Raw genomic sequence first — 26514 nt, forward strand, 5'->3', positions numbered from 1 at the left:
CGGGGGCTTCACCGGATCTGTCCGGGTGCACTTCCGGGCATACTTCGCGGCCGGACCGGACAAGACCGGACAGTCTTTCGCTACGCTGGGTGCGTGGCGCGGATCACTCTGTCAGCACAACCCTGCCTGACCCCCTGCGTTGCCGAACCGTGTCCAATTGGTGTCATTTAATCGATCCAGCCATCTTCCGCGGAGCCGCTCAGCGGCATATGTTGTCGGCCACAACATATCTGCGTCGGTGCGCCGGGCCCTCTTCCGGACCACCCCGCGAGCACGATCGGAGAAGGAACGAGGATGCGCAGCAGAACCCTTACCCTCCTCGCCGCGACGGTGAGCGCCGGACTGGCGCTGTCCGCATGCGGTGCCAACAGCTCGAACTCCGGGAGCTCGGGGAACAGCTCCTCGTCCGCGTCGGCCCCGGCCGGGGGCGGCGCCAGCGGCAAGGTCGGCGTGATCCTGCCGGAGACCGCCACCTCGGCCCGCTGGGAGGCCTTCGACAAGCCGATGCTGCAGGCCGCTCTCCAGCAGCAGGGCTTCACCGCGGACATCGAGAACGCACAGGGCGACAACCAGAAGTTCTCCACCCTCGCCGACGGCTTCATCAGCCAGGGCGTCAAGGTGCTGATCATCGCCCCGTCCGACCCGGCGGTCGGCGCGGCCATCGAGGCCAAGGCCAAGCAGGCCGGGATCCCGGTCATCGACTACGACCGCCCGAGCCTCGGCGGGTCGGCCGACTACTACGTGTCGTTCGACAACGAGAAGGTCGGCGAAATCCAGGGGCAGGGCCTGGCCGACGCGCTGAAGAGCAAGCAGGGCGCCGAAGTCGTGCAGATCGAGGGCGCGCCCACCGACAACAACGCGACGCTGTTCGCCGCGGGGCACGACAAGGTCCTCAAGCCGCTGTACGACTCGGGTGCGCTGAAGCTCGTGCAGAAGCAGGCCATCGACAACTGGGACGCCCAGGTCGGCGGCACCACGTTCGAGCAGATCTTCACGCGGGTCAACGGCAAGGTCGACGGCGTCGTCGCGGCCAACGACGAGCTGGCCGGCGCGGTGATCACCGTGCTGAAGAAGAACGGGCTCAACGGCAAGGTCCCGGTCACCGGCCAGGACGCGACGGCAGCCGGTCTGCAGGCGATCCTGCGCGGCGACCAGACGCTGACGATCTTCAAGCCGATCAAGCAGGAAGCCGAGAACACCGCGAAGCTCGCCGCCGCGCTGGCGAAGGGTGACAAGGCGGGCGCCGACGCGATCGCCACCGGCAAGCTGCACGACCCGAAGAACAACCGGGACCTGAAGTCGGTGCTGCTCACGCCGCAGCTGATCACGGTCAACGACGTCAAGATGGTGGTCCAGCAGGGCTACGTGAAGGCGTCCGACATCTGCGGTGGCGACCTCGCCGCCAAGTGCAGCCAGTACGGCATCTCCTGACGCCGTAACCCCGCCAGAGCAACCGGGCCGGGACGCGTCCCCCGACCGCGTCCCGGCCCGGTTCCCCACGCGAGAGACAGCGAATCCATGAGCGAGCCCATTCTCGACATCTCCGGCCTGAACAAGAGCTTCGGCCCGGTCCACGTCCTGCACGACGTGGACTTCGCCGTACGGGCGGGCGAAGTGACCGCGCTCGTCGGCGACAACGGAGCCGGCAAGTCCACTTTGGTCAAATGCATTGCCGGCATCCACCCGTACGACACCGGGGTCGTGCGGTTCGCGGGCGAGGACGCGCACATCCGCGGCCCGAAGGACGCCGCCGAGCTGGGGATCGAGGTCGTCTACCAGGACCTCGCCCTCGCCGACAACCTCGACATCGTGCAGAACATGTTCCTCGGCCGCGAACGCGGCAGCAGCTGGCTGCTCGACGAGGCCAGCATGGAGAAGGCCGCGCGCGAAACACTGGCGTCGCTCGGCGTGCGCACGGTGAAATCCGTCCGCACGCTCGTTTCCGCGCTGTCCGGCGGGCAGCGGCAGACCGTCGCGATCGCGAAATCGGTGCTGTGGAACAGCAAGGTCGTGATCCTCGACGAGCCGACCGCGGCGCTCGGCGTCGCGCAGACCCGGCAGGTGCTCGACCTCGTCCGCCGTCTCGCCGAGCAGGGCCTCGGCGTGGTGCTGATCAGCCACAACATGGCCGACGTGTTCGAGGTCGCCGACCGCATCGACGTGCTCTACCTCGGCCGGCTCGTCGCCGAGGTGCAGACGAAGGACGTCACGCACAGCCAGGTCGTCGAACTCATCACCGCAGGCCGGTCGGGCGACCTCGGCCTGGCCCGCCCCGAAGCCGTCGCGCTGTGAGCAGCGAGAAAGAACCCGCCATGACCGACACTTCCTCCCCGTCCGCGACCTCCGACAAACCGGACGCGCCGGCCGGGGCGATCACCGACTTCGGCATCGACACCACGTCGATGTCCACCGGCGAGGCGATCAAGGACTACTTCGCGCGGATGAAGGACGGCCAGCTCGGCTCGATCCCCGCCGTGCTCGGCGTGATCGTGCTGGCGATCCTGTTCAGCGCGCTGTCTGCCGACTTCTTCACCCTGCGCAACATCGCGAACCTGCTGGCGCAGGGCGCCGGGCAGACCATCATCGCGATGGGCATCGTGTTCGTGCTGCTGCTCGGTGAGATCGACCTGTCCGCCGGTACCGCGTCCGGCGTGTGCGCGTCGCTGATGGCGCTGCATTACGTCCACAATGGAAACCTGCTGGGCTCCATGGGCACCGGCGTGTTCATCACGTTCATCGCGGTGCTCGTGCTCGCGGTGGCGCTCGCGGTGCTGCAGCGGATCTGGGCCGGGGCGGCGATTTCGCTCGTCGGCATCGTGGTGATCCTGGTCGGCTCGCCGGTGAACGCGTGGGTCGAGATCCTCATCGCGATCTGCACCGGTACCGCGATCGGCTGCATCACCGGGTTCCTGGTGTCGAAGATCGGCATGCCGTCGTTCGTCGTCACGCTGGCGCTGTTCATCGTGTGGCAGGGCGTGATCCTGCAGTTCATCGGCGAGGGCGGCACGCTGCCGATCAGCACGAGCGACACGCTCAACGCGGTCGCCAACGGCAACCTGTCGGTGGCGGGCAGCTGGATCCTGTTCGTGGTCGCGGCGGGCGGGTACGCGCTTCTTGCGCTGGGCCAGCACTTCTCGCGGCAGCGGCGCGGGCTCGTGGTGCAGCCGACGCCGATCGTGCTGTTCAAGGTCGCCGCGGTCGCGGTGCTGTCGGCGATCGCGACGTACCTGCTCACGGTCAACCGCTCGTCGAATACTCTCGTGGTGATCGAAGGCGTGCCGTACGTGGTGCCGATCGTGCTGGTGCTGCTGGTCGCGGGCACGTACGTGCTCAACCGCACGCGCTACGGGCGGCACCTGTACGCGGTGGGCGGCAACAAGGAGGCCGCGCGGCGGGCCGGGATCAACGTGCCGAAGCTGCGGACGAGCGTGTTCGTGATCTGCTCGTCCTTCGCGGCGATCGGCGCGATCGTGTACTCGTCGAAGATCGGCGCGGTCAACCCGCAGGCCGGTGGCCTCAACACGCTGCTGTTCGCGGTCGGCGCCGCGGTCATCGGCGGTACGTCGCTGTTCGGCGGCAAGGGCCGGATCATCGACGCGGTCATCGGTGGTGCGGTGCTGGCGATCGTGAACAACGGGCTCGGCCTGCTGCAGCAGAAGCCCGCGGTGGTCAACATCGTCACCGGCCTGGTGCTGATGCTGGCCGCGACGGTCGACGCGTTGTCGCGACGGCGGGCTGAGGCATCGGCCCGCTGAGGGCGGATGGGAAGATGACCCGGTGAGCAGCTCGCCCGTTGCCCGCCCGGACGAGGTGCGCAGGCACAACCGCACCACTCTGCTGCGCCTGCTGCACGTCGGCGGGCCCAGCACCAGGGCGGCACTGGCCACCGAGCTGGGGCTGAACCGGAGCACCATCAAGACGCTGGTCGACGGGCTTGCCCAAGCCGGTGTCGTCGAGGAGAAGGTGCCGCGGCCGGGGCGGGGGGCGGGCCGCCCCTCGCTGCTGGTCCTGCCGCAGCCGCACGCGGCGGTCGTGCTCGCGGTCGACCTGCAGGTCGAGCACGTCGCGATCGCACTGGTCGGGCTGGGCGGCCAGATCCTCGGCCGCAACAGCTGGAACCTGCACTCCCGGACCCGGACGCCCGACGAGGTCATCACGCACGTCATCGAGTCGGCCCGGATGCTGGCCGGTGACCTCGGGGTCGAGCCGGTGGCGGCGGGGGTGTCGGTGCCGGGGGTCGTGCGGCGGGCGGACGGGCTGGTGCACGAGGCACCCAACCTCCGGTGGACGGATGTCGCACTCGGGGACCGGCTCACGGCGGTGCTGCGGGTACCCATTCTGGTCGGCAATGATGCCGAGCTGGGGGCGGTCGCGGAGCATCTGCGGGGAGCGGCCCGGGGATCGTCGGATGCGGTTTACGTGTCGGCGGATGTCGGCGTGGGGGGCGGGGTGATTGCGGAGGGGTCCTCGCTGCGCGGGGGAGCGGGGTACGTCGGGGAGATCGGGCACATGGTGATCCGGCCCGGCGGACGGCCCTGTTACTGCGGGAGCAGCGGATGCTGGGAGACGGAAATCGGCGAGGCTGCGCTGTGCCGCGCGCTGGGGCTGCCGGAGGACACGCCGCGCGGGGCGATTCTCGTGGAACTGCGTGAGCTGGGGCGGGATCCTGCTGCGGCGCTCGCTCGGTTGGGGGAGTTTTCGGAGTGGCTCACGCTGGGGTTGGTGAATGTGGTCAACCTGCTGGGCCCGCAGCTGGTGGTGCTGGGGGATCTGCTGACGGTGCTGCCGGAGTCGGTGGTGCATTCGGTGGGGGAGGAAGTCCGGCGGAGGAGCCTGGTTTCGCGGGCGGTCGGGGGGACGCGGATCGTGAGCTCGGCGCTGGGGGCGGATGTGAAGCTTTTGGGGGCGGCTGAGGTGGCTTTCGAGGTGGTGCTGGATACGGTGTGATCCGGTGGGTGCGTGGCCGGTGGGGCACCCCGAAGCTGGATTGTGACTACGTGCGGAGGGTGCTTGTCAAGGCGGGAAAGATGCCTTGACAAGCACCCTCCGCCCGTGTTTCTGGCTTCGTATCGGGGTGCAGGGCGCGGGCTGGGTGCCCGGTCTCGTGGGGTTCGTGCGTGCGGCCTGGGTGGTGGGGGAAGGGCCGTGAAGGGAACCATCACGGAATCAGATTCCCTCATGGTTCCCTTCACGGACTCGTGTTTCGTGAAGGGAACCCTTCGCGGACTTCGGCTGCGCCCTTTGGGGCGCCTGCCTGCGGCAGAGGCCTGTCTACGGGGACCGCTCCGGGGCGGCCGCTCACGGCAGCGGTTGCCTGCCCGTGACTTGGTCTGACCCCGGGCCTAGCCCTTGATCCCGGCGTGGCTCCCTGAACGTGGCCTGGCTTCACGGCTGGATGCCGCCACGGACCCGCGCCGGGGCTTGGTTGCAGGCGGTGGTTCCGTTCTCTGAGCCCGGGCGGCCGCACATCCCGGCCTGGCCTCATCACCCCGGCTTGGCCTCCTGACCCCAGCTTGGCCCCTGAGCCCGGCTCGGCCGCACATCGCGGCTTAGCCCCGCTGACCTCGGCCTGGCCCGTCGACCTCGGCCTGGCCCGCTGACCCCGGCCTGGCCCGTCGACCCTCGGCTCCTGGCTTGGCCCGTCGACCCCGGCTCGGTCTCGCGTCCGGGCCTGGTCCGCTAGTCCCGGCCTGGCCCCTGGCTCCGGCCTGGTCCCGCCAACCGGGCCTGACCCGGCCAACCCCTCCGAAACCCCCGCAAATAGCCGGAGGCGGCAAGCGCCAAATGCGCTGCCGCCTCCGGGACTGATGGTGGGTGGGCTACTTCTGGATCTCCGCGGCCAGTTCCTTGAGCTTGGCCTCGTGTTCGCGGGCGTGGTGCCCGCAGAAGAGGAGCTCGCCTCCGGAGTTGAGGACGGCGCGTACCTGTGCTGCTGCTCCGCACCGGTCACAACGGTCGGCGGCGGTCAGTTCGGGGCGGGTGAGCGTGGGTGATGTCATGGGGGTCTCCCTCCGTCCCGGTACCGGTTGCCCGGTACCTCGATCCAGCTACGCCCACTTCGGTGGTGATGCCGTCGGCGGGATGCTTCCGGCTCCGCTGTGTCGTGCTTCCACTCTTGCAGACGTTCGGCGGCCCGCAAGTGTTCCCGCGCCGGTGGGAGGTGCGTCACGCCGAATTAGCCCGGTTGCCGCAGCCGTGTCTCACCCCGTAGGACCAGACCACCCGCGTGCGAGCGTTTTCCGTGGTCAGGCACTATGCGGGGGTGGGCTCTGCACTCTCCGGGAAACGCTTCGGCGCCATTCCGGCTCCGGTCTTGTTCGTTCTCAGCGGAATTTCCATGTATGCCGGTGCGGCCATCGCAGTCGACCTTTTCGGGCACGCCAGTCCGTCCGGGGTTGCGTGGTTGCGATGTCTCGGGGCGGCGGTCGTCCTGCTGCTGTGGCGGCGGCCTCCGCGGGCGGCATGGCGCGGGAAGCGGCTGCTGCTCGCGGGCACTTTCGGCGTCGTCACCGCCGGGATGAACGTGGTCTTCTACGAGGCGATCGCGCGGCTGCCGCTGGGGACCGTCGTCGCGCTGGAGTTCGCCGGGCCCGTCGTCGTGGCGGCGATCGGGTCGCGGACCCGGCGGGACCTGATCGCGCTCGTGCTGGTGGCCGCGGGGGTGGTCGCGATTGCCGACGTCCGGCTGGCCGGCAGCCCCCTCGGCGTCGTGTTCGCGCTGGCCGCGGCGGCTGCCTGGGCGGGGTACATCGTGCTCGGCAAGCGGGTCGCGATCGGCGGTGACGGTCTCGATTCGCTTGCGGTCGGGTTCGTCGTGGCGACCGTCGTGCTGTCGCCGCTCGTCCTCGGTACGGCGCAAGTGTGGTCTTCGCCACGTATGTTGCTTCTTGGCATCGGAGTAGGCGTGCTGTCCACCGTCGTGCCGTATGCGCTCGACCAGGTGGTCCTGCGCCGGCTGGGCCAGGCGCGGTTCGCGGTCCTGCTCGCCCTCCTGCCGGTGACCGCGACCGTCGTCGGCTTCCTGGTGCTGGCGCAGGTACCGAGCATCGTCGAGGCCGTTGGGACGCTCGGCGTGGTTGCCGGGGTGGCGTTGCGCAGCCGGGACGACGGCCCGGTGCCCGAACCGCCCGGCTGAACGGATGGCCCGCGGCGCCTCGTCCCGCGATACTGATCCGGAGCCCGAGGAGGTTGCCATGACCAAGGCGGCGTCGGCGGCGGCGAAGGATCTGGCTGCGGCGGGGGTCGGGGGCGTCCACCTGGCCTGGGCGGACAACAACGGCATCCCGCGCTCGCGCGTGGTCCCGGTCGGCGGGCTGGCCGACGCGGCCGTCCGCGGCGTGGGCGCGACCTCCCTCTTCGCCGTCTTCGACAGCCACGACGCGATCACCTTCAGCCATCCCGGTCTCGGCACTCCGTCCGGCGACATCCGGCTCGTGCCCGTCATCGACCGGCTGCGGCGGCTCGCCGGGCAGCCCGCGCTGGCCTGGGCACCGGTGCACCAGCTGGCCGCGGACGGGTCGCCATGGCCGTACTGCCAGCGTTCCGTGCTGGAACGCCAGGTTGCCGAGGCGACCCAGCGGGGGCTGGAGTTCCGGGCCGGGTACGAGCTCGAGTTCACCGTCACCCCGGCCGGGAGCGAGGACGTCGTGGCCGCGCCCGGGCATCGCGGACCGGCGTACAGCCCGCATGCGCTGGTCGGTCTCGACGGGTTCGTCGGCGCACTGCTGCACGACTTCGCCGCCAACGGTCTCCAGATCGGCCAGCTGCACGCGGAATACGGCGTGGCACAGCTGGAACTTTCGCTGGCGGCCACCGATCCGGTGTCCGCGGCCGACGACCAGCTGCTCGCCCGCCAGACCATCCACGCGGCCGCGCACACGCACGGGCTTGCGGTGAGTTTCGCACCACTCGTCGGCCTCGGCACCGCCGGGAATGGCTGGCACCTGCACACTTCGGTACGTCGCAAGGGCCGAAACCTCTTGTCCGGCAACGGGGTTCCGGCCGACGAAGGGGCGAGCTACCTCGGCGGCCTGCTCCGGGACCTGCCTGCGCTGACCGCGATCACGGCGCCGAGCGTGCCGTCCACGATGCGGTTGCGGCCGGGGTTCTTCGCCGGTGCCTACGCGTTTTGGGGCGTGGAGAACCGCGAGGCGCCGCTGCGGTACGTCCCGGGGTCGGCGCTGCTCGGTGCCGACCACGCGAATGTCGAGCTGAAAACGTCGGACGCGTCGGCCAATCCGTATCTCGCCATGGCGGTCGTGCTCGCGGCCGGGATGGCCGGGATCGAGGACGCGGTGGTGCCACCGGACCCGATCGCGGAGGACCCGGGCGGCTGGAGCGAGGGGGAACGTGACACGCGGGGCGTGCTGCGGCTGCCGTCGAGTCCGTCCGAACAGGACAGTGCGCTGCTGGCGAATTCGCGCGTGGCCGGGGTTTTGGGGAACGAGCTGCTCGGCGCGTTCCGTGCGGTGCGTGCCTCGGACGCGGCGTGGGCCGCCGAACGGGCGCCCGAGGAGATCGTGGCGGCACACCTGTGGCGGTACTGAACACCGGCTTGTCCGACGTCCATTGGCTGCCCGGCGGTGCCCGGCTGGTGGCCGAGGCGCGGGCGGAACTTCCGCAGAAGGACGGTCTCGCTGCGGCGTTCTGTGCATTGGCGGTGTTACGGGCGGCCGGAATCGCGGTGGCCGACCAGGACGAGGTCGCGAAGGCTGCCGGCACAGTCCGCGCGCCCGACGTCCCGCCAAGGGGTGCGTTGTCCCGCAACGACTTCCGCCTCGAACTGCCGTACGACGCGGCAACCGCAGGCACGTCGGCGGCGGGGCTCGCGCAGGCGATCCGGACGTTGTCCGGCGGCAGGCTGGCGGTGGTCCCGGCGCGGGGAGACTGGCGGCCCGAGACGGTCTCGGACCTCTTGCTCGGCCTGTGGGAGCTGCCGCGCGTGGCGGTGCTGGCGCGGGTCGACCCGGCGGAGCTGGGCTCGCCGGACACCCCGGAACGTGCCTTGCTGGACTACCTCGACACCGGCATCCCTCCCTTGTGGACGAACCGGTGGCGCCCGCCCGCGCCGCACCACGTGCTGATCGCCGGGGTGCGGCTGGGTGCGGCGGGGACCCTGCTGTCCATTGTGGACACCTACCGCGAGCTGGGTGACGACGGCGTGCACGACCAGCCGGTGGAATGGGTGGCCGCCGGGCTGGAGTCGGTGCTGCTGGTGGCGGACGCCGAAGTCGGCCCGGTGCTGGCGCAGGCGGTCAGGTACGCTGGTCTGCAGTAGCGAAACGAGAATGCTTGCGGCCGTAGAGGAAATAGATCAGCAACCCCACGGCCAGCCATGCGGCGAAGCGGAGCCAGGTGAGCACGTCCAGGTTCAGCATCAGGTAGAAGCACGCCGCCGCGGCGATGATCGGCACGATCGGCGAGAACGGCACGGTGAACGGGCGCTGCAGGTCCGGACGGCGTCGGCGCAGCACCGGAACCGCCACCGCGACGATGATCATCGCCGACAGCGCGCCGATGCTGACCATGTCGGCCAGCGCCGAAATCGGGACGAACGCCGCGAGCGCGGCGATCAGGACGGCACCGCCGATGGTCATCCGGTGCGGCGTGCCCCATCGTGGGTGCACGGTGCCGATTGCCTTGGGCAGCAAGCCATCCCGGCCCATCGCGAAGCCGATCCGGCCGATCGTCACCAGCTCGACCATCATCACCGACGTCAGGCCGGTGACTGCGCCGAGCGAAATCAACGCGCCGACCCAGTGCTGGCCCACGCGGTCGAAAGCGTCGGCGAGCGGGGCGCCGGTGTCGATTTCGGTGTACGGGACCATCCCGGTGAGCACGATCGACACGCCCAGGTACAACACCGCGCACACGGCCAGCGCACCGAGAATCCCGACGCGCAAGTCCTTGCGCGGGTTGATGGTTTCCTCGCCGAGGTTCGCGAGCGCTTCGAAACCGGTGTACGCGAAGAAAACCACGGCCGCCGCGGTGACCACCCCGGCGATGCCGTACACGGACTGCTCGAGCCCCAGCGCCGCCTGCACCACGGGCTGGTGCAGCGCCGACGGGTTGTCCGCCGGCGGGCGCGCGGGCGGCACGAACGGCGTGAGGTTGGCGCCCTTCACGTAGAACACGCCCACCGCGAGGATCAGCACGCACACCGCGACCTTCACCAGCACCAGCACGTTCGTGAGCCACGCGGACTCCTTGATCCCCATCACCGCGACGACCGTCAGCACCGTGATGATCAGCACCGCGCCGACGTTCACCGTCGCTTCTTCGCCGAACCACGCCGGGGAGAGCCCGAGCAGGTTGGCGAGGTACCCGGACCAGCTGCGGGACACCACGGCGGCGCCGAGCGCGAACTCCAGCAGCAGGTCCCAGCCGATGATCCAGGCGAACAGCTCACCGAGCGTCGCGAAGGCGTACGTGTACGCGCTGCCCGCGGTCGGCACGCTCGACGCCAGCTCGGCGTAACAGAGCGCGGCGAGCCCGGCGACCACCGCGCCGATCACGAACGACAGCGTGACCGCCGGTCCGGCGTGCGTCTTCGCCTCGACCCCGGCGAGGGTGAAGATGCCGGTGCCGATGATGATGCCGACGCCGAACCCGACCAGGTCGCGTCCCCGGAGCCGCCGCTTCAGCTCGCCCGATTCCTGCCGCTTCAGGACCTCGTCGACGTCGAGAGTTCTCCGCTCACCCATGCGAGCACGTTAGAAGGTCACGGCCACCTGCGCAGGGTCAACCCGGTGGCTTGATGCCCTGGTCCTGGGCGAGGATGGCCGCTTGCACCCGCGAGCGCAGGTCGAGCTTGGCCAATACGCGCGAAACGTGCGTTTTCACCGTGGTCTCGCCGATGTGCAAACGGGCACCGATTTCGGCATTCGAGGCACCGGCGCCGAGGCAGCCGAGCACCTCGCGCTCGCGTTCGGTGAGCTCGGCGAGCCCGGACGGCGCCGGCACCGGCTCGGCCGACGTCCGGGCGAACGCGCTGATCAGCCGTTTCGTGACCTGCGGCGCCAGGACCCCTTCACCGGCGGCGACAAGCCGCACGGCCTCGATCAGCCGTGGTGCCTCGACCGACTTCAGCAGGAACCCGGCTGCTCCGGCACGCAGCGCGGCGTGCACGTACTCGTCGAGGTCGAACGTGGTGAGCACGAGGACCTCGGCCAGTCCCTCGGCGATCAGCGCCCGGGTGGCGGTGATCCCGTCGGTACCCGGCATGCGCACGTCCATCAGCACCACGTCCGGCCGCAGCGCGCGGGCCTGGCGCAGCGCGATCTCGCCGTCGGCCGCCTCGCCGACCACCTCGATGCCCTCGGCGTTACCCAGAATCAGCACCAGCCCGGCGCGGATGGCGCCGTGGTCGTCGGCGACCAGTACCCGGATGGTCATGTTCCTCCTCCGGCGAGCGGGAGTTCCGCGTGCACGAGCCAGCCCGGTCCGGACGGGCCTGCCTGCAGTGTCCCGCCGACGGCGTGCGCGCGCTCGCGCATGGTCAGCAACCCGTGCCCACCGCCGTCGGAGCGCGGGGCGCCGCGAAGCTCGTTGCCGATCTCGACGGTGAGCGCGCTGCCGGTCGCCTGCAGCTGCACCGTCACCCGGCCGCCGGGCGCGTGTTTCACCGCGTTGGTGAGGGCTTCCTGCGCGATCCGGTACGCGGTGAGGTCGACTGCCGCTGGTAGCGCTGTTTCGTCCACAGTGGAATCCACAGTGACCTCCATCCCGGCCGCCCGCGCGGATTCCACGAGTCGCGACAATTCCGCCAGCCGGGCCGGAGCCGTCACCTCTTCGCCGTCGGACTCCGCCCGCAGCAGGCCGATCATCGCGCGCATCTCGTCCAGCGCGCGCACGCTGTTCTCCCGGACCGCGGTGAGCACGGCCTGCGCGGTTTTCGGGTCACCGGCCATCGACAGCGCTGCTTCGGACTGGATCGCGATCGCGGACAGGTGCCCGGCGATGACGTCGTGCAGGTCCCGGGCCATCCGCGCGCGCTCCGCCGCGACGGCCGCCCGCTGGTCCAGCGCGGCGATGGTGGCGAGCTGCTCGGCATTCGCGCGTTCGGACTCCGCGATGTCGCGGTGCTGCCGGACGTTCGCGCCCCACCACACCGGTACCAGCACGACCGGTAGCACGCCCAGCGCACCGAGCAAGGCCATCCGCCAGTTCGCCGCACCCCAGAGGATCGCCAGGAACACGGTGAGCGAGGCGACGGCCGCGGTGCCGACCAGGACATGGGTCGCCCGCCGGGTGCCGTAAAGCGTTGCGGCGTAAAGGAAATCCGTGTAGATGGCGACAACCGGCAGTGACGGCCCGAGCGCGACGTCGACAACCAGGACCCCGGTGGCGACCAGCAGCCCCCACGGCACCTTCCGGCGCAGCATCAGGATGGCGCACATCGCGCCGAGCTCGGCGAAGCGGACCCAGACCCCGTACGGATCGCCGCCCGGCAGGAGCCGGTGGATGCCCACCAGGTAGAGCGCCGTGCCGCCGGCGAGGAAGACCAGCGCGACGAGGGCGTCTTGCTGCCGCGGCGGCAGCTCGCTCGGCCGGGGCAGGTCACGCAGGAGCACGTCACCATGACAGCACATCGGGCCGTCGCGGTCGTCCTACGAAGTGATGACCCCCCGATCGTGCTGTCAGCCGACGCGCGCGAGGGCCCGCAGCCGCGACAGTGAGGGCATGGACGTGATTCTGCACAGCCCGCTGACTTTCGCGATTGTGGCGTGCGAGATCGGCTTCTGGGTGCTCCTCGTGGGTGGTCTGGTGGTCCGCTACCCGTTGCGCCAACGGCGGGTCAGCACCGTGCTGCTCGCTGCGGTGCCGGTGGTCGACCTGGTGCTGCTCGTGGTGACCGTGATCGACCTGCTGAACGGCGCGGTCCCGAACATCACGCACGGACTCGCCGCGGCTTACCTCGGTTTCTCCGTCGTGTTCGGGCCGTCGATGGTGCGGTGGGCCGATGTCCGGTTCGCGCACCGGTTTGCCGGTGGACCGCCGCCGGTACGGCTGCACGGCCGGGAGAAGGCCCGCAAGGAGTGGCGGGACTGGGGTAAGTGCGTGCTGGCCTGCGCAATCAGCGCGGGACTGCTGCTGGCCGCCATTTTCGTCGTCGGACGGCCCGGCCAGGTCCAGCCGCTGTGGGACTGGCTCCCGCGGCTGGGCACGGTCACCGGCATCTGGTTCCTCGTCGGGCCGCTGTGGCAGGAGATCTTCAAGCCGTCGTCGAAAGCGCAGGTGCGGTGATGGTGGAGCTGTTCGGCATTCTGCTGGTGGTACAAGGCGCCGGCGGGCTGATCAACCGCCTGGCCGGATCGGCGAACCCGAGCTGGTTCGTGCAGCTGCACCTCTTGCCGCCGCAGCTGCACGTGATCGCGAGCGTCGTGCTGCTGGTGGCCGGGGCGGCGGTGCTGTTCAGGCATCAGGCGCGAAAACGGCGTTCGGGGAGCTAGACTCGGACGATGGCGGCCGGGCCTCTCGTGCTCTTCGCCGTGGTCAGCGTTGCTCCCTCGGCGTTGTTCTGGGCTGCCCTCAAGCTTCCGGCCGGATACCGATGGCTGCGCGGATTGCGTACGGCGCCGGTCCCGGCGGGGCCACCGCTGGAGCGGGTGGCCGCCGATCTGCGCCGGGTACGCCGCACGCTGGCGCAATTCCCGTCCGGCACGCCCGCCGCCCGCCGGATCGGCACCCGGCAGGCGTACGACGAGCTGCTCGTCACCGCGTGCCGTGAGGTCGGGGTCGTACATCGGCTGGACGGGCTGCCGGAGGGCGTCGAACGGGACCTGGAGCGGTTGCGGGTGGAGGACTCACTGAGCCGGGAGGGGCTCGTGCTTTCCTGAGCGGGTGGATTTTCAGCTGAGGTCCGTCGATGCATCGCTCCGACGACCCGTAGCTCCGGAATCGGCACGGGCAGACCCGGATCGAGCCCGAATTCATGCGTAACGAATACCTGTCCGCGCCGTATTTCGCACCGATTGCGCCGTTGCTGCCGCGCACGCTCGTCGCGGACTTCACGCATCAGGTGATCGGCCGGGACTACGTGCTGCAGGCCGTGCTGGCCGGGCAGCCCGGTCCGGAGGTCCTGCGCGGCTTCGCACCGGAGGCGCGCACGCCGTACTTCCACCGGCTCGGCGAGATCACGCGCGCCGTGCACGACGTGCGCGGTCCGGGGTTCGGCATCGTGGCCGGACCGCATTTCGCAACCTGGAGTGAAGCGTTGATCTCGTACTTCGCGGACAACGCGGCGGACGTCGAGGACGTCGGTCTCGATGCGACGGACCTGCGCGCGGTGGGCGCCCACGCCGAACGCGAAGCCGCGCTGCTCGACGAGATCACCGAACCACGGCTGATGCACGGGGACCTGTGGCACGCGAACGTGATGCTGTCGCCGGACCTGGACATCACCGGAGTCTTCGACCACGACCGCAGCTGGTGGGGCGACCCGGCGGCGGACTGGACGATCTATCTGGCGTCGGCGAAACCGGACAGGAACGCCTTCTGGGACACGTACGGCCACCTCGACGACTCCCCGGCCGCCCGCCGCCGCGCGTTGTACTACCGTGCCCGGCACATCGGCGCCGTGCGGTTGGAACGGCATCGGCTGGGTAAAGCGGGTCGGCTGGTGGAGTCGTATGCCGAGCTGGCCGAGGTCCTGAACGCGCTGGCTTTTCCGTCCTGACCCGCGGTCCAGACCGCCCCAATGTGGCATTGGGTGCATGCGACGCAACGAATGTGGCGTTGGGTGCGTCAGACGCAGCGAATGCCACATTGGGGTGGTTGGGTCAGGAGGGGTCGGAGCCGCGTAGGGCGGCCCACCAGAAGCCGAATGCGGCGATCAGGACGGTGACCGTGAGCCAGCCGGTGAAGCCGCTGCCGTCGACGAAGGCCCAGAACGCGCCGACCACGGGGGCGACCGCCAGCACCGGCAGGTCGGCGCGGAACTGTCGGCCCAGCGAGACCGGACGCACAGCGGCGAGGGAGCGGTCGTCGTCCGGCAGGGACGGGTTGTCTGTGCGGCGGCCCCGCGGCTCGCTCGTGCGTACCGCACCCGCTGGGTAAAGCACTTCGCCGTTGATGCGGACTGCCACGTGCCGGTTGGTGCGCACGTCGCCCAGTACCTCGACCGGCGTGGGGGACGGCAGGCTGATCAGCGTCGGCGAGAAGTACACCGGAATCCACCGTGGCGTCGCGGTTTCCGTCTCCAGCCACGACCGTGTGAGCAGACCGCGTTGCACCTTCACCCGCCGCATCGCAACCGACGGGCCCGAACGCCGCCGAGAAGGCTGCACGAACCTCGTAAAGAACAGAAACCCGTTCACCGCCAGCATGGCCAGCACGGCGACCACGGTGACCGTCGCGTACGTCGCCGCACGGTCCGCGGTTACCAGCGAAGTGGCGCCGCCGGTGATTGCGCGGGTTGGGGCGGCCGGGTCGTACCGCACAGGAACGCGCGTGCCGAGTGGCGGGGGAGTGGTGTCCAGCTCGATGGCGGCAGTGGCCTCGGGCTGGTCCGGCACCGGGAACCGCACGGTGACAGTGTTGTCGTCGCTGTCGTCGCTGTCGTCGACCCGCGCGACCACCCCGGTGGCACTCGCCGTGAGCCCCGCCAGCCGCGCCCGCGTGCTCTGGAAATCCAGCAGCTGCAACGAAAACACCACGGCGCACGCGACGAACACGGCCGCGCTCGTGGCCAGGACGTACCGCACCGGCCGCAGGGAACTCCGCACGGAAAACCACCCTAACTGTCCACAACGGAGAGAGCGGCGCAGGCCGGAGCCCACGCCGCTCTCCCGGGAAACGTCGCTACTTCACGAAACCGATCTTCGTGTAGTCGTACGGGTTGTTCGCGTACCCCGGCGAACCGAAGTTGCCGAGCGTCTTGCGCACCGCGAACGCGCCGGTGGACTGGAAGATCGGCAGCTGGTGGCCCAGTGCCCAGATCTCCTTGTCCGCGGCGTTGATGTCCGCGGCCCGCTTGGTGTCGTCCAGTTCCTGCGACGCGGCGTCGAGCAGCTGGTTCGCCTTGTCGCTGCCGATCCGCCCGTAGTTCTGGCTGATGTTCTTCGGGTCGAGGTAGTAGATGCCCTTGCTGCCGCCGATCGGGAACGAGTTCGAGATCCAGCGGAACAGCGTGAGGTCGAAGTTGCCGACGTTCACGAAGTTCTTGAAGAACTCGGTCGTGGGCACCGGCTGGATGTCGACCCCGACGCCGATCGCTTTGAGCTGCGACTGCAGGATCTGGCCGGTCTGCTGGCTGATCGGCGTGCCGGACGGGATCACCAGGCGCAGTTTCAGCTGCTTGCCGTCCTTGGCGCGCAGGTCACCGGACTGCTTCCAGCCCAGCTTGTCCAGCTCTGCCTTGGCCGCGTTCGCGTCGAACTGGTACGGGCCCGCGTTGTCCTCGTAGGTCTTCGCGCCCTTGAGGTACAGGTGGTTGCCCAGCGGCGAGGTGTCCTTCTGCATCTGGCCGAGGATCGACTTCGCGATGGTCACCCGGTCGACCCCGCGCAGCACGGCCAGCCGCAGGTCCTTGTCCCCGAGGATCGAGGACGACGCGCCGTTCAGCGTCAGGTGCGTGTAGTCCGGGTACGCGGACTGCCGCACCGCGGCGTTCGCGTCCGACTGTGCCCGCTTGAACGCGTTGATGTCGTTGTTCAGCGGGTAGTAGTCGATCTGCCCGTTGGCGAAGGCGTCCGCGAGCGCCGGCCGGTCGACGACCTTGTACGTCACCGTGTCGAGCTTCGGCTTGTCGCCCCACCAGTTCGGGTCACGCTCGAATACAGCGGTCTTGCCGGTGTAGTCCACGTTCTTGATCTTGAACGGACCCGCGGTGATCGGTGCGTTCTGCGCCCACGACTTGTTGAACGCGGTCGCGTCGGCGTTCAGCTCCTTCGGGTACAGCGGCGAGAAGAGCGACTTCCACTCCGCGAACTTCTTCCCGAAGGTGACCTTGACGTCGAGGTCGTCGGTGCCCTTCTCGACCTTCGCGATGTCCTCGTACCCGGTCGTGCTGGACACCTGGTACGCCGGGTCCTTGCCGTTCAGCACCTTGGCCTGCGCGGCGAAGTCCTCCCACGAGAACTGCCTGCCGTTGCTCCACTTGGCCTTCGGGTTGATCTTGTACTCGATGACCTGCGGGTCCTGGCTGACGATCTCGGCCGAGGTGAGGTAGTTCTTGTCCAGGCCGACCGTCGCGTCCGCGTTCTGCGGGAACGGGTACGGCAGGATCGCGCCGAACATGCTCGCGCCGTCCAGCACCGTGCCGTCGACCTGGTAGTAGTTCCAGTTGTCCGGCAGCTGGTCGACCGGCCACTTGAAGTCGCCGCCGTCCTTCAGCTTGTCCGGCGGCTGCTCGTTGATGTCCGCGGTCTTGACCGCCTGCGAACCGGCGTCCTGCAGGCCGTTGCCGCCGCTGGTGCCGCCGCCGCACGCGGCGAGCAAGAGCCCCAGTGCGGCAACGGGGGCCACGAGTGCGGCCATTCTCCGTCGCATGTGTGTACCTTTCTTCTCTGGTGTGCCAACGGAAATGTGGCTACACGACTTCGCGGGTCCGGGCGTAGTGGCACGCGACGTCGTGGTCGCTCGCGCGGGGTTCGCGCGGCGGCTCGACGTCGATGCACTTCCGGCGGTCCTCTTCGGACAGTCGGGAGAACACGAAACAGCGCGTGCGGAACCGGCAGCCGGACGGCGGGTCCGCCGGGCTCGGCAGGTCGCCGGTGAGGATGATCCGGCTGCGTTCACGCTCCTTGGCCGGGTCGGGGATGGGAATCGCCGACAGCAGCGCCTGCGTGTACGGATGCTGCGGGGCCTCGAAAACCGTGCGCACGTCACCGATTTCCACGATCTTGCCGAGGTACATCACGGCCACCCGGTCGGCGATGTGCCGTACCACCGACAGGTCGTGCGCCACGAAGAGATACGACAGGCCGAGCTTCGCCTTGAGCTCGTCGAGCAGGTTGATCACGCCCGCCTGGATCGACACGTCGAGCGCGGACACCGGCTCGTCCAGCACGATCAGCTTCGGCTCCAGCGCGAGCGCGCGGGCGATGCCGATGCGCTGGCGCTGCCCGCCGGAGAACTCCGCCGGATACCGCTCGGCGTGCTCGGCGCGCAGGCCGACCAGCCCGAGCAGCTCCGGTACCCGCTTCGCGATTTCCGCCTTGGCGAACCCGTGCGTGACCAGCGGTTCGGCGATGATGTCGCCGATCGGCAGCCGTGGGTCGAGCGCGGTCATCGGATCCTGGAACACCACCTGCAGGTCACGCCGGATCGCCGTGCGGTCCTTCCCGCCGAGCTTCGCGACGTCCTTGCCGAGCACCGCCACCGACCCCGCCGACGGCGCGGCCAGCTCGAGGATCTCCATCAGCGTGGTCGACTTGCCGCAACCGGATTCGCCGACCAGGCCCAGCGTTTCGCCTTCGACGATGTCGAAGCTGATCCCGTCGACCGCCTTGACCGTGCCGACCTTCCGCTTCAGCACCACCCCTTTCGTGACGTGGTAATGCTTCTGCAGGTCTTGCACGTCGAGCACGGTGGACCGGTTTTCCCGCGGCACGGACGCGACCTCGGCCTCCGCGATCACGTCGGCGCCGTACACCTCCGCGGCATCGGTGCCGCCGAGTTCCTCGGTGCGGATGCACGCGGCCCGGTGCGTGGTGTCCACCGGCGCGTTCGGATTGCCCGGCGTGATCGGGTACAGCTCCGGCTCGGCCTCGCGGCACGCGGCGATCGCGAGCGGGCAACGCGGCGCGAACGGACAGCCGGACGGCAGGTTCACCAGCGACGGCGGCTGCCCCTCGATCGGTACCAGCGGCTGCTTCTCCCGCGCGTCGACCCGCGGGATCGACCCGAGCAGACCCAGCGTGTACGGCATCCGCGGCTGCGCGTAGATCGTGTCCACCGGGCCCTGCTCCACCGCGCGCCCGGCGTACATCACCATCAGCCGGTCGGCGAACCCGGCGACCACGCCGAGGTCGTGCGTGATGATCACGATGCCCGCGCCGGTGACCTCCTGCGCGGTCTTCAGCACCTCCAGCACCTGCGCCTGCACCGTCACGTCGAGCGCGGTGGTCGGCTCGTCGGCGATGATCAGGTCCGGGTCGTTGGCGATCGCGATGGCGATCACCGCGCGCTGCCTCATCCCGCCGGAAAACTCGTGCGGGAAGGCCTTGGCCCGCGCCGCGGCATTCGGGATCCCGACCAGGTCGAGCAGCTCGACCGCGCGATTGCTGGCTTCCTGCTTGGACATCGCGCCCCGCGCATGCACGAGCAACGCCTCGGCGATCTGCGCGCCGACCGTGTACACCGGGGTCAGCGCGGACAGCGGGTCCTGGAAGACCATGGAGATCTTCTTGCCCCGGATCTTCGACAGGTCGGTGTCGGACTTCCCGATGAGCTCGGTGTCCTGGAACCGGATCGACCCGGACACCCGCGCCTGCGGCGGCAGCAACCCCATCACGGCGAGCGAGGACACGGATTTCCCGGACCCGGATTCGCCGACGATCCCGAGCACCTCACCGGCGGCGACCTGGTAGTTCAGCCCGCGCACGGCATGCACGCGGCCGGATTCCGACGGGAAGGACACTTCGAGATCCGAGACCTCCAGCACGGTATCGGTGGGTTTACCCGTTTCCGCGCTCAGTTCGAGTGCGGTGCTCATGCCGCCTCCGCGGTGAAAAGTACGTCGGCGGCGCTCATGCTTCTGCTCCCACGGTCTTCAAGGACTTGGTCTTCTCCGCGATCCGCTTGCGTTCCTTGCGCCGCGAACGGCTCGACGACGGGTCGAGCGCGTCGCGCAGGCCGTCCCCGGCGAAGTTCACCGCAAGCACGGTGAAGACGAGGAACCCGGCCGGAATGTAGAAGAGCCAAGGGAAAGTACGGACCGCTTCCGACCCGGTGGCGATCAGCGTGCCCAGCGAAACGTCCGGTGCCTGCACGCCGAAACCGAAGAACGACAGCGAGGTTTCCATGATGATCGCGACGCCGACGTTGATCGTCGCGTCGATGATCAGCAGCGACGCCATGTTCGGCACGATGTGCTTGAAGATGATCCGCCACGACGGCTGGCCCATGAAGCGCGCGGCTTTCACGAACTCGCGTTCGCGCAGCGTCAGCGTCATCCCGCGGACGATCCGCGCGGTGATCATCCACTGGAACAACGCGATCAGGCCGACCAGGATCAGCCACGTCTTGCCGCGGAAGGCGGGCGACAGGATCGAGATGATCAGGAACGGCGGCAGGATCAGCAGCAGGTCGACGAACCACATCGCGATCCGGTCGGTCCAGCCGCCGAAGTACCCGGCCGCGGCGCCGACGATCGACGCCACCCCGGTGGAGAACAGCGCGGCCAGCAGCCCGATCGTGAGCGACTTCTGCAGCCCGCGCATGGTCTGCGCGAACATGTCGCCGCCGATCTGGTTGGTGCCGAACCAATGCGTGCCGTCCGGCGGCATCAGGGTGGCGGCCGGGTCCAGCTGGTCGTAGGCCCATGGCGCGTACCAGGTGTAGGTGAACGCCGCGAGGTAGAAGAGCACGATCAGGGCCAGCCCGCCAACCGCGAGCTTGTTGCGGAAGAACCGCCGCGCGACGAGCTTGCCGCGGCCGGAGGAGCTGCCGCTCGTCTCGGTTTCGGCGACGGTGACGGTGTTGTCGGCGGTGTCGGCGAGGTCGGCCTCGTTCAGTGGCGTGGCCATCAGATCCTCACCCTCGGGTCGAGTGCGGCGTAGAGCACGTCGGCGAGCCAGCCCGCGAGCAGCACGCAGACCGCGATGAACAGCGTCACGGTGGCGACGATGTTGGTGTCCTGCTTCTGGATTCCGGTGACGAGCCAGTCGCCCATGCCGTACCAGCCGAAGATCTTTTCGGTGAAGATGCCGCCGGTGATCAGCAAGCCGAAGCCGAACGCGAACAGCGTCGCCATCGGGATCAGCGCAGTCCGCAGGCCGTGCTTGAAGAGCGCGCGCCGCCGGGTGAGCCCCTTTGCCTGTGCGGTGCGGAGGAAGTCCGAGCCGAGGACGTCGAGCATCGCCGAGCGCTGGTACCGGCTGTAGTAGGCGACCTGGGTGAGCACGATCGCCAGCGTGGGCACGATGATGTGCTGCAGCCGGTCGAGGACCACGTCGCCGAAACCGCCGTCGACACTGCCGGATTCGCCTTGCACGATGAAGAACTGGTACCCGCCGAGCAGGTTGTCGTTCACCGATTGCGCGCCCGCCTTGAGGATCGTGGCGATCACGAACACCGGCGTCGACAGGATCACGAACGAGAACGTGGTGGCGAGATAGTCGCTGATCTTGTACTGGCGGATCGCGCTGACCACGCCGACCAGGACGCCGATGATGATCCCGATCGTGATGCCGAGCAGGAAGAGCCGCAGGCTCACGCCGGCGCGGCGGAACAGCTCGTCGGTGATCGGCTGGTCGGCGACCGTGCGGCCGAAGTTGCCCTGCAGCACCCCGGTCAGCCAGGTGAAGAACCGTTGCGGGATCGGCTGGTTCAGGTACAGCTCGGCGGCCTTCGCGTCGATGGTCGCCTGCGGGGCGGGCGGGTTGCGCAGCTTGAGCGCGTCCAGCGGGCTGAACGACAGCGACGCAAGGGAAAACGCCGCGAACGTCGCGACGAGGCACAGGGCGAGGTAGTTGACGAGACGGCGGAGAAGGAAACCGATCACGGCCGCCTCTCTTCACCGGGGCCGGAGGATCCGCTCCGCGCCGCCGGGCTCGTGCGCAATGGAGTTTTCGCTGAAAACACTGGCGGGTTGCTGCCTTCCGAATACTGACGCTCGTTGCAGGCGCAGCATATTCTCGATCACCGGCGTGATCTTCGTTCCCAGGCAACCAAACAATCACGATTTACGCGGACAGGTCGTGAAGAACCGACTTTCGCATGTTGCGTTCGCCGCGGGTTCTCGGTCGGTGAAGGTCCGAGTACCGGCGATGAGTGTTCCGGAACGGTTCCACGTCGTTCCGGTGAACGCCTGTGAACGGGAAACGCAAGTCCGTGAAGGGAACCATCACGGACTCAGATTCCGTGATGGTTCCCTTCACGGACTTGCCGGACGCGGGGAGTGTCCACAGTGGCCGGAAGGGGCGGGAAACGAAAAACCCCGCCACCGCGGAATGCGGGGACGGGGTTTTCCGGAAAAGTGGTTCAGTCCAGATAATCGCGGAGGACCTGCGACCGCGACGGGTGCCGCAGCTTCGACATCGTCTTCGACTCGATCTGGCGGATGCGTTCCCGCGTGACGCCGTAGACCTGGCCGATCTCGTCGAGCGTGCGCGGCTGGCCGTCGGTGAGGCCGAAGCGCAGCCGGACCACGCCCGCCTCGCGCTCGGACAGCGTCTGCAGCACCGACTGCAGCTGGTCCTGCAGCAGCGTGAACGACACCGCGTCGACCGCGACGACCGCCTCGGAGTCCTCGATGAAGTCACCGAGCTGCGAATCGCCCTCGTCGCCGATGGTCTGGTCCAGCGAGATCGGCTCGCGCGCGTACTGCTGGATCTCGAGGACCTTCTCCGGCGAGATGTCCATCTCCTTCGCCAGCTCCTCCGGGGTGGGCTCGCGCCCGAGGTCCTGGAGCAGCTCGCGCTGGATCCGGCCCAGCTTGTTGATGACCTCGACCATGTGCACCGGGATGCGGATGGTGCGGGCCTGGTCGGCCATCGCGCGGGTGATCGCCTGGCGGATCCACCACGTGGCGTACGTGGAGAACTTGTAGCCCTTGGTGTAGTCGAACTTCTCGACCGCGCGGATCAGGCCGAGGTTGCCCTCCTGGATGAGGTCCAGGAACGCCATGCCGCGGCCGGTGTAGCGCTTGGCCAGCGACACCACGAGCCGGAGGTTGGCCTCCAGCAGGTGGTTCTTGGCCCGCTCGCCGTCGCGCACGATCCACTTGAGATCGCGGCGCATCTGGGTGACGAGCTTCTCGCCCTCCTCCTCGGCGGTGCGCACGCGCTCGGCGGCGTAGAGCCCCGCCTCGATCCGCTTGGCGAGCTCCACCTCCTCCTCGGCGTTCAGCAGTGCGACCTTGCCGATCTGCTTGAGGTAGGCCCGGACCGAGTCGGCCGACGCGGTGAGCTCGGCGTCCTTGCGCGCCTGGCGCAGTGCCTCGGACTCCTCCTCGTCCCAGACGAAGTCCGGGTTGTCCGAGGACTTGCCGCCCTTCTCCGCCGCGGCGGCACGGCGGCGCGCGGCCGTCGAGCCCTCGGCGGGCCCGGCCGTGCCGGACTCGGTGGATCCCGCGGCGGAGTCGTCGGAGTCGTCGTCTTCGTCGTCGGAGTCGGGCTCGTCGTTGACCGTCTCGTCGACGACGTCGACCTCGACCTCTTCGAGGTCCGACAGATCCGGGCTCTCGAGATCGGCTTCGTCGAGGTCCTCGGGACCGTCGGGATCGCCGTCTTCGGTCTTGGGACCCTTGGCCGCCGCCTTCTTGGCCGGTGCCTTCTTGGCCGCAGGTTTCTTCGGGCCGGCCGGCTTCGCCGGGGGCTTCGCCGCTCCGGTGGCTGCCTCGTCGGCTGGCTCGCCGGCTGCGGTCGCTGTCTTCGTCCCGCCTCGGGTTGCGGTTCTTGCGGCTGCCACTTACGCCCTTTCGCAGCGGTCGATCATGACGAGCCGAGATGTCGCCACCTCGGCTGCCTCACATTCGGGGAACACGCCTCGGCCTGCGGTTTTCCGTCCGCAGCTCCTGCGCCGTGTTCCATTGTAACGACGTCGGCCCGGTGCGTCGCGAAGCGATCACCCTCCGGCCTGCCGCCCGGTACCTCGCCGTGACCCTTCCGAGACCTGCGGGTCAGTGCCCGGCGCCGTCGACGGCGGCCGCCGCGGCACCCACGATGCCCGCGTTGTTCTGCAGCGACGCGACGAGCACCGGCGTGCGGATCTCCAGCAGCGGTACCCACTTCTCGGCCTTCTTACTCACGCCGCCGCCGACGATGAACAGGTCCGGCCAGATCAGGTTCTCCAGCACCGAGAGGTACCGGTGCACCCGCTTGGCCCATTGCGAGTACGACAGACCTTCGTTGTCCTTCACCGAAGCGGCGGCGCGCTTCTCCGCGTCGTGCCCGTCGACCTCCAGATGGCCGAATTCGGTGTTGGGCACGAGCTTGCCGTCGTGGAAGAGCGCGCTGCCGATGCCGGTACCGAAGGTGAGCAGCGCGGTGACGCCGGTGCGCGCGGCCGGGTCGCCGAACCGGATCTCGGCGAGGCCTGCCGCATCCGCGTCGTTCAGCATCGTGACTTCTTCGACGCCCTTGCCGAGCCGCTTGGCGAAGAGCGCTTCGGCGTCGGTGCCGATCCACTTGTGGTCGATGTTGGCCGCGGTGTGCGCGGTGCCCTTCTTGACGACCGCGGGCAGCGTGACGCCCACCGGGCCTTCCCATCCCGCCGTACGGACGATCTCGGCGACCACCTCCGCCACCGCGTCCGGGGTGGACGGCTGCGGCGTTTCGATCCGGTGGCGGTCGCCGATGAGCTGACCCCGTTCCAAATCGACCAGCGCGCCCTTGATTCCGCTGCCGCCGATGTCGATTCCGAAACCTCGGGTGGCCGTCACTGACGTGGTCCCTTCTCGCACGATTCAGAAGTCTGCTTCGGAGACTTTAACCGGATGTGGTGACATGGCGGGTGTGGGAGTGAAGCAGAACGAGCTCAAGGACATCGCCGAGCAAGTCGCGGTCGAGGCCGCGCACCTGGTGCGGTCGGCGTGGGTCCGGATGCAGTCCGGCGGTGCGGTCGCGGTGGACACGAAGTCGGCGGAGACCGACGTCGTCACCGCGGTGGACCGCGAATCGGAGGAGCTGGTGCGCGCGCGGCTGGCGCGGCTCCGGCCCGGTGAGGCGGTGCTCGGCGAGGAAGGCGGCGGTACCGCAGGCGGCGGGGTGACCTGGGTGGTCGATCCGATCGACGGGACGGTCAACTTCCTCTACGGCCTGCCGTCCTTCGCCGTTTCGGTCGCCGCGCAGGTCGACGGGGTCTCGGTGGCGGGAGCGGTCGTGGAACCGGTGAGCGGACGGCGCTGGACCGCGGTCCGCGGCGGCGGTTCGTGGCTCGACGGGCGGCGGCTGTCGGTGTCGGCACCGGCCCGGCTCGACCTCGCGCTCGTCGGCGTGGGGTTCTCCTACGCGCAGGAGCGCCGGGTCCGGCAGGGACGGCTGGCGGCGGACCTGGTGGGCCGGGTCCGCGACATCCGGCGGCGGGGCGCGGCGTCGCTGGACCTGTGCGCGGTGGGCGCGGGCTGGCTCGACGGGTACTTCGAGCACGGCCTGCACCGCTGGGACTGGGCCGCAGGCGCGCTGGTGGCCTCGGAGGCGGGCGCGACGGTACTGCTGCCGGGCGAAGCACCGGACCTGGGGGAGGACGCGACGTACGCGGCGTCTCCGGCCGTCGCAGCGGAACTCAGGGCCACGCTGGCCGGTGCGGGCGCGGCCGAGGTGTGACTAGCAGGTGACAGCGCGCGCCGAGGCCAGGAGCGTCTGGTCGATCACCGGCGCGCCCGTTCCGGCGGACTGCTCGTTGCTGCCGCCGCCCTGGTGCGCCTTGGACCACTCGGTGAGCTGCTTCAGCACCTGCACGGCCTCCGGGCGCGGCTGGATCGAGGTGAAGAGCGTGCCGGTGGTGAGGTCGACGCTGGCGTCCTTGCGGTTGTCGTGCACCAGCTCCGCGCACGGCGCGACCAGGCTGACCGTGCGGGCGGCGGCCGCGCCGTTGTCGCCGTAGCGGATCTGGCCGCGGCACCGGGCGTCGCCCTTGGGGTACGCGGCGTCGTTGCCCGGTTCGCCGATCGCGGTGAAGCCCAGGTCGCGCAGGGCAGTGGTGGCGATGCCGCCCTGCCCGCGCGTGGTGCTCGCGTTGAGCACCTTCATCGCGACCTTGTCCGGCGGCACCGGGGAGCGGTCGTCGAGGCCGTTGTGCGGCATGCGCGTGTACGTGACTCCGGCCGGTGCGGTGGGGTCCGGGCTGCAGCGCACAGCCTCGTCGACGTCGCCGCGGCCGACCACGGCGTTCACCCACACGAACACGGCGCCGAGCGCGAGGATGCCGATCACGATGAGCGCGGGCAGCGGACGGTGCTTGCGATACGGCCGCGCACCACGGTTCCCCGGCCCGTTCCCCGACGCCACCCTGCCCCGTCCCTTCCCCTCGCGGAACCCGTCCGCACCCCGGCTGCGTGTTCGCCGGTGTACTCACCGGCATCGTCGTAGCCGGTGAGCCTAGGCGTTACCACCGGAACCCGGTGGCGCGGGTCACCTTCACCCGTATTGCGTACGCGCCCTCCGTGTCGATCGCACCACGGAGGGCTCCGCGGGAGCAAGCGGACACGGCGTGCGGGTGACGTTCGCGACCTCCGGGCAACCCGGACGGAGGATGGGCGTCTCACCTGCGCGTTCCCCCTCTCGGGTGACACTGGCGGGGCATTGCCCGACTCGGTGTGGCACGCGCGCGCCGGTGAGCTACCCTTCCCGGGCTCCGGCCGCCGGACCAGGGCCGACCGGGCTGAGACCTGGGTCACTGGCACGCCGG

General features: G+C 69.4%; 24 protein-coding genes. 12 read left to right on the forward strand and 12 right to left on the reverse strand.

Annotation, left to right across the window (positions count from 1 at the left end; all coding sequences use genetic code 11):
- Positions 1 to 294 precede the first annotated feature (294 nt).
- From OO71_RS21015 to OO71_RS21030, 4 genes are all read left to right on the forward strand, one after another.
- Positions 295 to 1431 (forward strand): sugar ABC transporter substrate-binding protein, encoded by a 1137-nt coding sequence (locus OO71_RS21015; RefSeq protein ID WP_033291554.1) that lies wholly within the window; start codon positions 295 to 297, stop codon positions 1429 to 1431.
- Positions 1432 to 1518: 87 nt separating this feature from the next.
- Complete coding sequence (locus tag OO71_RS21020) at positions 1519 to 2292, forward strand: ATP-binding cassette domain-containing protein (protein ID WP_033291555.1); 774 nt, start codon at positions 1519 to 1521, stop codon at positions 2290 to 2292.
- A 20-nt stretch (positions 2293 to 2312) separates the two neighbouring features.
- Positions 2313 to 3755 carry a sugar ABC transporter permease gene (locus tag OO71_RS21025; RefSeq protein ID WP_033291691.1) on the forward strand — a complete coding sequence of 481 codons (1443 nt, stop codon included), beginning with the start codon at positions 2313 to 2315 and terminating at the stop codon, positions 3753 to 3755.
- 22 nt (positions 3756 to 3777) lie between these two features.
- A complete protein-coding gene (locus tag OO71_RS21030) occupies positions 3778 to 4947 on the forward strand; it encodes an ROK family transcriptional regulator (RefSeq protein WP_033291556.1) in 1170 nt (389 codons plus the stop codon).
- Positions 4948 to 5819: 872 nt separating this feature from the next.
- Here the strand turns inward: OO71_RS21030 and OO71_RS21035 are convergent.
- Positions 5820 to 5999: a DUF7455 domain-containing protein gene (locus tag OO71_RS21035; protein WP_033291557.1), complete on the reverse strand. Its 180-nt coding sequence runs from the start codon at positions 5997 to 5999 to the stop codon at positions 5820 to 5822.
- A 338-nt stretch (positions 6000 to 6337) separates the two neighbouring features.
- Here OO71_RS21035 and OO71_RS21040 point away from each other — a divergent pair, with 338 nt between their 5' ends.
- From OO71_RS21040 to OO71_RS21050, 3 genes are read left to right on the forward strand one after another with little or no spacing between them, the layout of a single operon-like run.
- The gene (locus OO71_RS21040) at positions 6338 to 7135 is read left to right on the forward strand and encodes an EamA family transporter (RefSeq protein ID WP_033291558.1); all 798 of its coding nucleotides are present in this window, start codon (positions 6338 to 6340) and stop codon (positions 7133 to 7135) included.
- Positions 7136 to 7193: 58 nt separating this feature from the next.
- Positions 7194 to 8546 carry a type I glutamate--ammonia ligase gene (locus tag OO71_RS21045; RefSeq protein WP_033291559.1) on the forward strand — a complete coding sequence of 451 codons (1353 nt, stop codon included), beginning with the start codon at positions 7194 to 7196 and terminating at the stop codon, positions 8544 to 8546.
- On the forward strand, positions 8534 to 9277 hold the full coding sequence (locus OO71_RS21050) for a DUF6885 family protein (protein ID WP_033291560.1): 744 nt from the start codon (positions 8534 to 8536) through the stop codon (positions 9275 to 9277). Before OO71_RS21045 ends, OO71_RS21050 begins: the two co-directional genes overlap by 13 nt.
- Here the strand turns inward: OO71_RS21050 and OO71_RS21055 are convergent.
- Genes OO71_RS21055 through OO71_RS21065 form a run of 3 tightly spaced genes read right to left on the reverse strand, consistent with a single transcriptional unit; the run spans position 9255 to position 12590 of the window.
- A complete protein-coding gene (locus OO71_RS21055) occupies positions 9255 to 10703 on the reverse strand; it encodes an APC family permease (protein WP_033291561.1) in 1449 nt (482 codons plus the stop codon). The genes OO71_RS21050 and OO71_RS21055 overlap by 23 nt on opposite strands.
- Positions 10704 to 10740: 37 nt before the next feature.
- Positions 10741 to 11394: a response regulator gene (locus tag OO71_RS21060; protein WP_033291562.1), complete on the reverse strand. Its 654-nt coding sequence runs from the start codon at positions 11392 to 11394 to the stop codon at positions 10741 to 10743.
- Positions 11391 to 12590, reverse strand: a complete 1200-nt coding sequence (locus OO71_RS21065; protein ID WP_033291563.1) for a sensor histidine kinase — start codon at positions 12588 to 12590, stop codon at positions 11391 to 11393. The genes OO71_RS21060 and OO71_RS21065 overlap by 4 nt, the downstream gene beginning before the upstream one ends.
- 91 nt (positions 12591 to 12681) lie before the next feature.
- Between OO71_RS21065 and OO71_RS21070 the strand changes: the two genes are divergently transcribed.
- From OO71_RS21070 to OO71_RS46540, 4 genes are all read left to right on the forward strand, one after another.
- On the forward strand, positions 12682 to 13245 hold the full coding sequence (locus OO71_RS21070) for a hypothetical protein (RefSeq protein WP_033291564.1): 564 nt from the start codon (positions 12682 to 12684) through the stop codon (positions 13243 to 13245).
- Positions 13245 to 13451 carry a hypothetical protein gene (locus tag OO71_RS21075; protein WP_033291565.1) on the forward strand — a complete coding sequence of 69 codons (207 nt, stop codon included), beginning with the start codon at positions 13245 to 13247 and terminating at the stop codon, positions 13449 to 13451. The genes OO71_RS21070 and OO71_RS21075 overlap by 1 nt, the downstream gene beginning before the upstream one ends.
- A 9-nt stretch (positions 13452 to 13460) precedes the next feature.
- Complete coding sequence (locus OO71_RS21080; RefSeq protein WP_033291566.1) at positions 13461 to 13838, forward strand: hypothetical protein; 378 nt, start codon at positions 13461 to 13463, stop codon at positions 13836 to 13838.
- Between the two features lie 95 nt (positions 13839 to 13933).
- On the forward strand, positions 13934 to 14677 hold the full coding sequence (locus OO71_RS46540) for a phosphotransferase family protein (RefSeq protein WP_156096451.1): 744 nt from the start codon (positions 13934 to 13936) through the stop codon (positions 14675 to 14677).
- Between the two features lie 103 nt (positions 14678 to 14780).
- On the opposite strand, the gene OO71_RS21090 is transcribed toward OO71_RS46540, so the two are convergent.
- The 7 genes from OO71_RS21090 to ppgK all read right to left on the reverse strand — a co-directional run bounded on the left by OO71_RS21090 (position 14781) and on the right by ppgK (position 24547).
- Positions 14781 to 15725, reverse strand: coding sequence for a DUF3592 domain-containing protein (locus tag OO71_RS21090; protein ID WP_033291567.1), 945 nt, complete (start codon positions 15723 to 15725; stop codon positions 14781 to 14783).
- Positions 15726 to 15801: 76 nt separating this feature from the next.
- Positions 15802 to 17490 carry an ABC transporter family substrate-binding protein gene (locus OO71_RS21095; protein ID WP_051791791.1) on the reverse strand — a complete coding sequence of 563 codons (1689 nt, stop codon included), beginning with the start codon at positions 17488 to 17490 and terminating at the stop codon, positions 15802 to 15804.
- A 40-nt stretch (positions 17491 to 17530) separates the two neighbouring features.
- The gene (locus OO71_RS21100) at positions 17531 to 19657 is read right to left on the reverse strand and encodes an ABC transporter ATP-binding protein (RefSeq protein ID WP_033291569.1); all 2127 of its coding nucleotides are present in this window, start codon (positions 19655 to 19657) and stop codon (positions 17531 to 17533) included.
- A 34-nt stretch (positions 19658 to 19691) separates the two neighbouring features.
- Positions 19692 to 20690: an ABC transporter permease gene (locus OO71_RS21105; RefSeq protein ID WP_033291570.1), complete on the reverse strand. Its 999-nt coding sequence runs from the start codon at positions 20688 to 20690 to the stop codon at positions 19692 to 19694.
- Entirely contained in the window at positions 20690 to 21667 is a 978-nt protein-coding gene (locus tag OO71_RS21110) for an ABC transporter permease (protein WP_033291571.1), read from the reverse strand. Before OO71_RS21110 ends, OO71_RS21105 begins: the two co-directional genes overlap by 1 nt.
- 479 nt (positions 21668 to 22146) lie before the next feature.
- Positions 22147 to 23574, reverse strand: coding sequence for an RNA polymerase sigma factor (locus tag OO71_RS21120; protein WP_033291573.1), 1428 nt, complete (start codon positions 23572 to 23574; stop codon positions 22147 to 22149).
- A 211-nt stretch (positions 23575 to 23785) separates the two neighbouring features.
- A complete protein-coding gene (gene ppgK, locus OO71_RS21125; RefSeq protein WP_033291574.1) occupies positions 23786 to 24547 on the reverse strand; it encodes a polyphosphate--glucose phosphotransferase in 762 nt (253 codons plus the stop codon).
- Between the two features lie 64 nt (positions 24548 to 24611).
- On the opposite strand from ppgK, the gene OO71_RS21130 reads away from it, so the two are divergent.
- Positions 24612 to 25430 (forward strand): inositol monophosphatase family protein, encoded by an 819-nt coding sequence (locus tag OO71_RS21130; RefSeq protein ID WP_033291575.1) that lies wholly within the window; start codon positions 24612 to 24614, stop codon positions 25428 to 25430.
- Here the strand turns inward: OO71_RS21130 and cei are convergent, their stop codons facing one another.
- Complete coding sequence (gene cei, locus OO71_RS21135; protein WP_033291576.1) at positions 25431 to 26114, reverse strand: envelope integrity protein Cei; 684 nt, start codon at positions 26112 to 26114, stop codon at positions 25431 to 25433.
- Positions 26115 to 26514 lie beyond the last annotated feature (400 nt).

Origin of the sequence: Amycolatopsis jejuensis, from assembly GCF_000717335.1 — a bacterium.
In the GTDB taxonomy this organism is placed as follows: domain Bacteria; phylum Actinomycetota; class Actinomycetes; order Mycobacteriales; family Pseudonocardiaceae; genus Amycolatopsis; species Amycolatopsis jejuensis.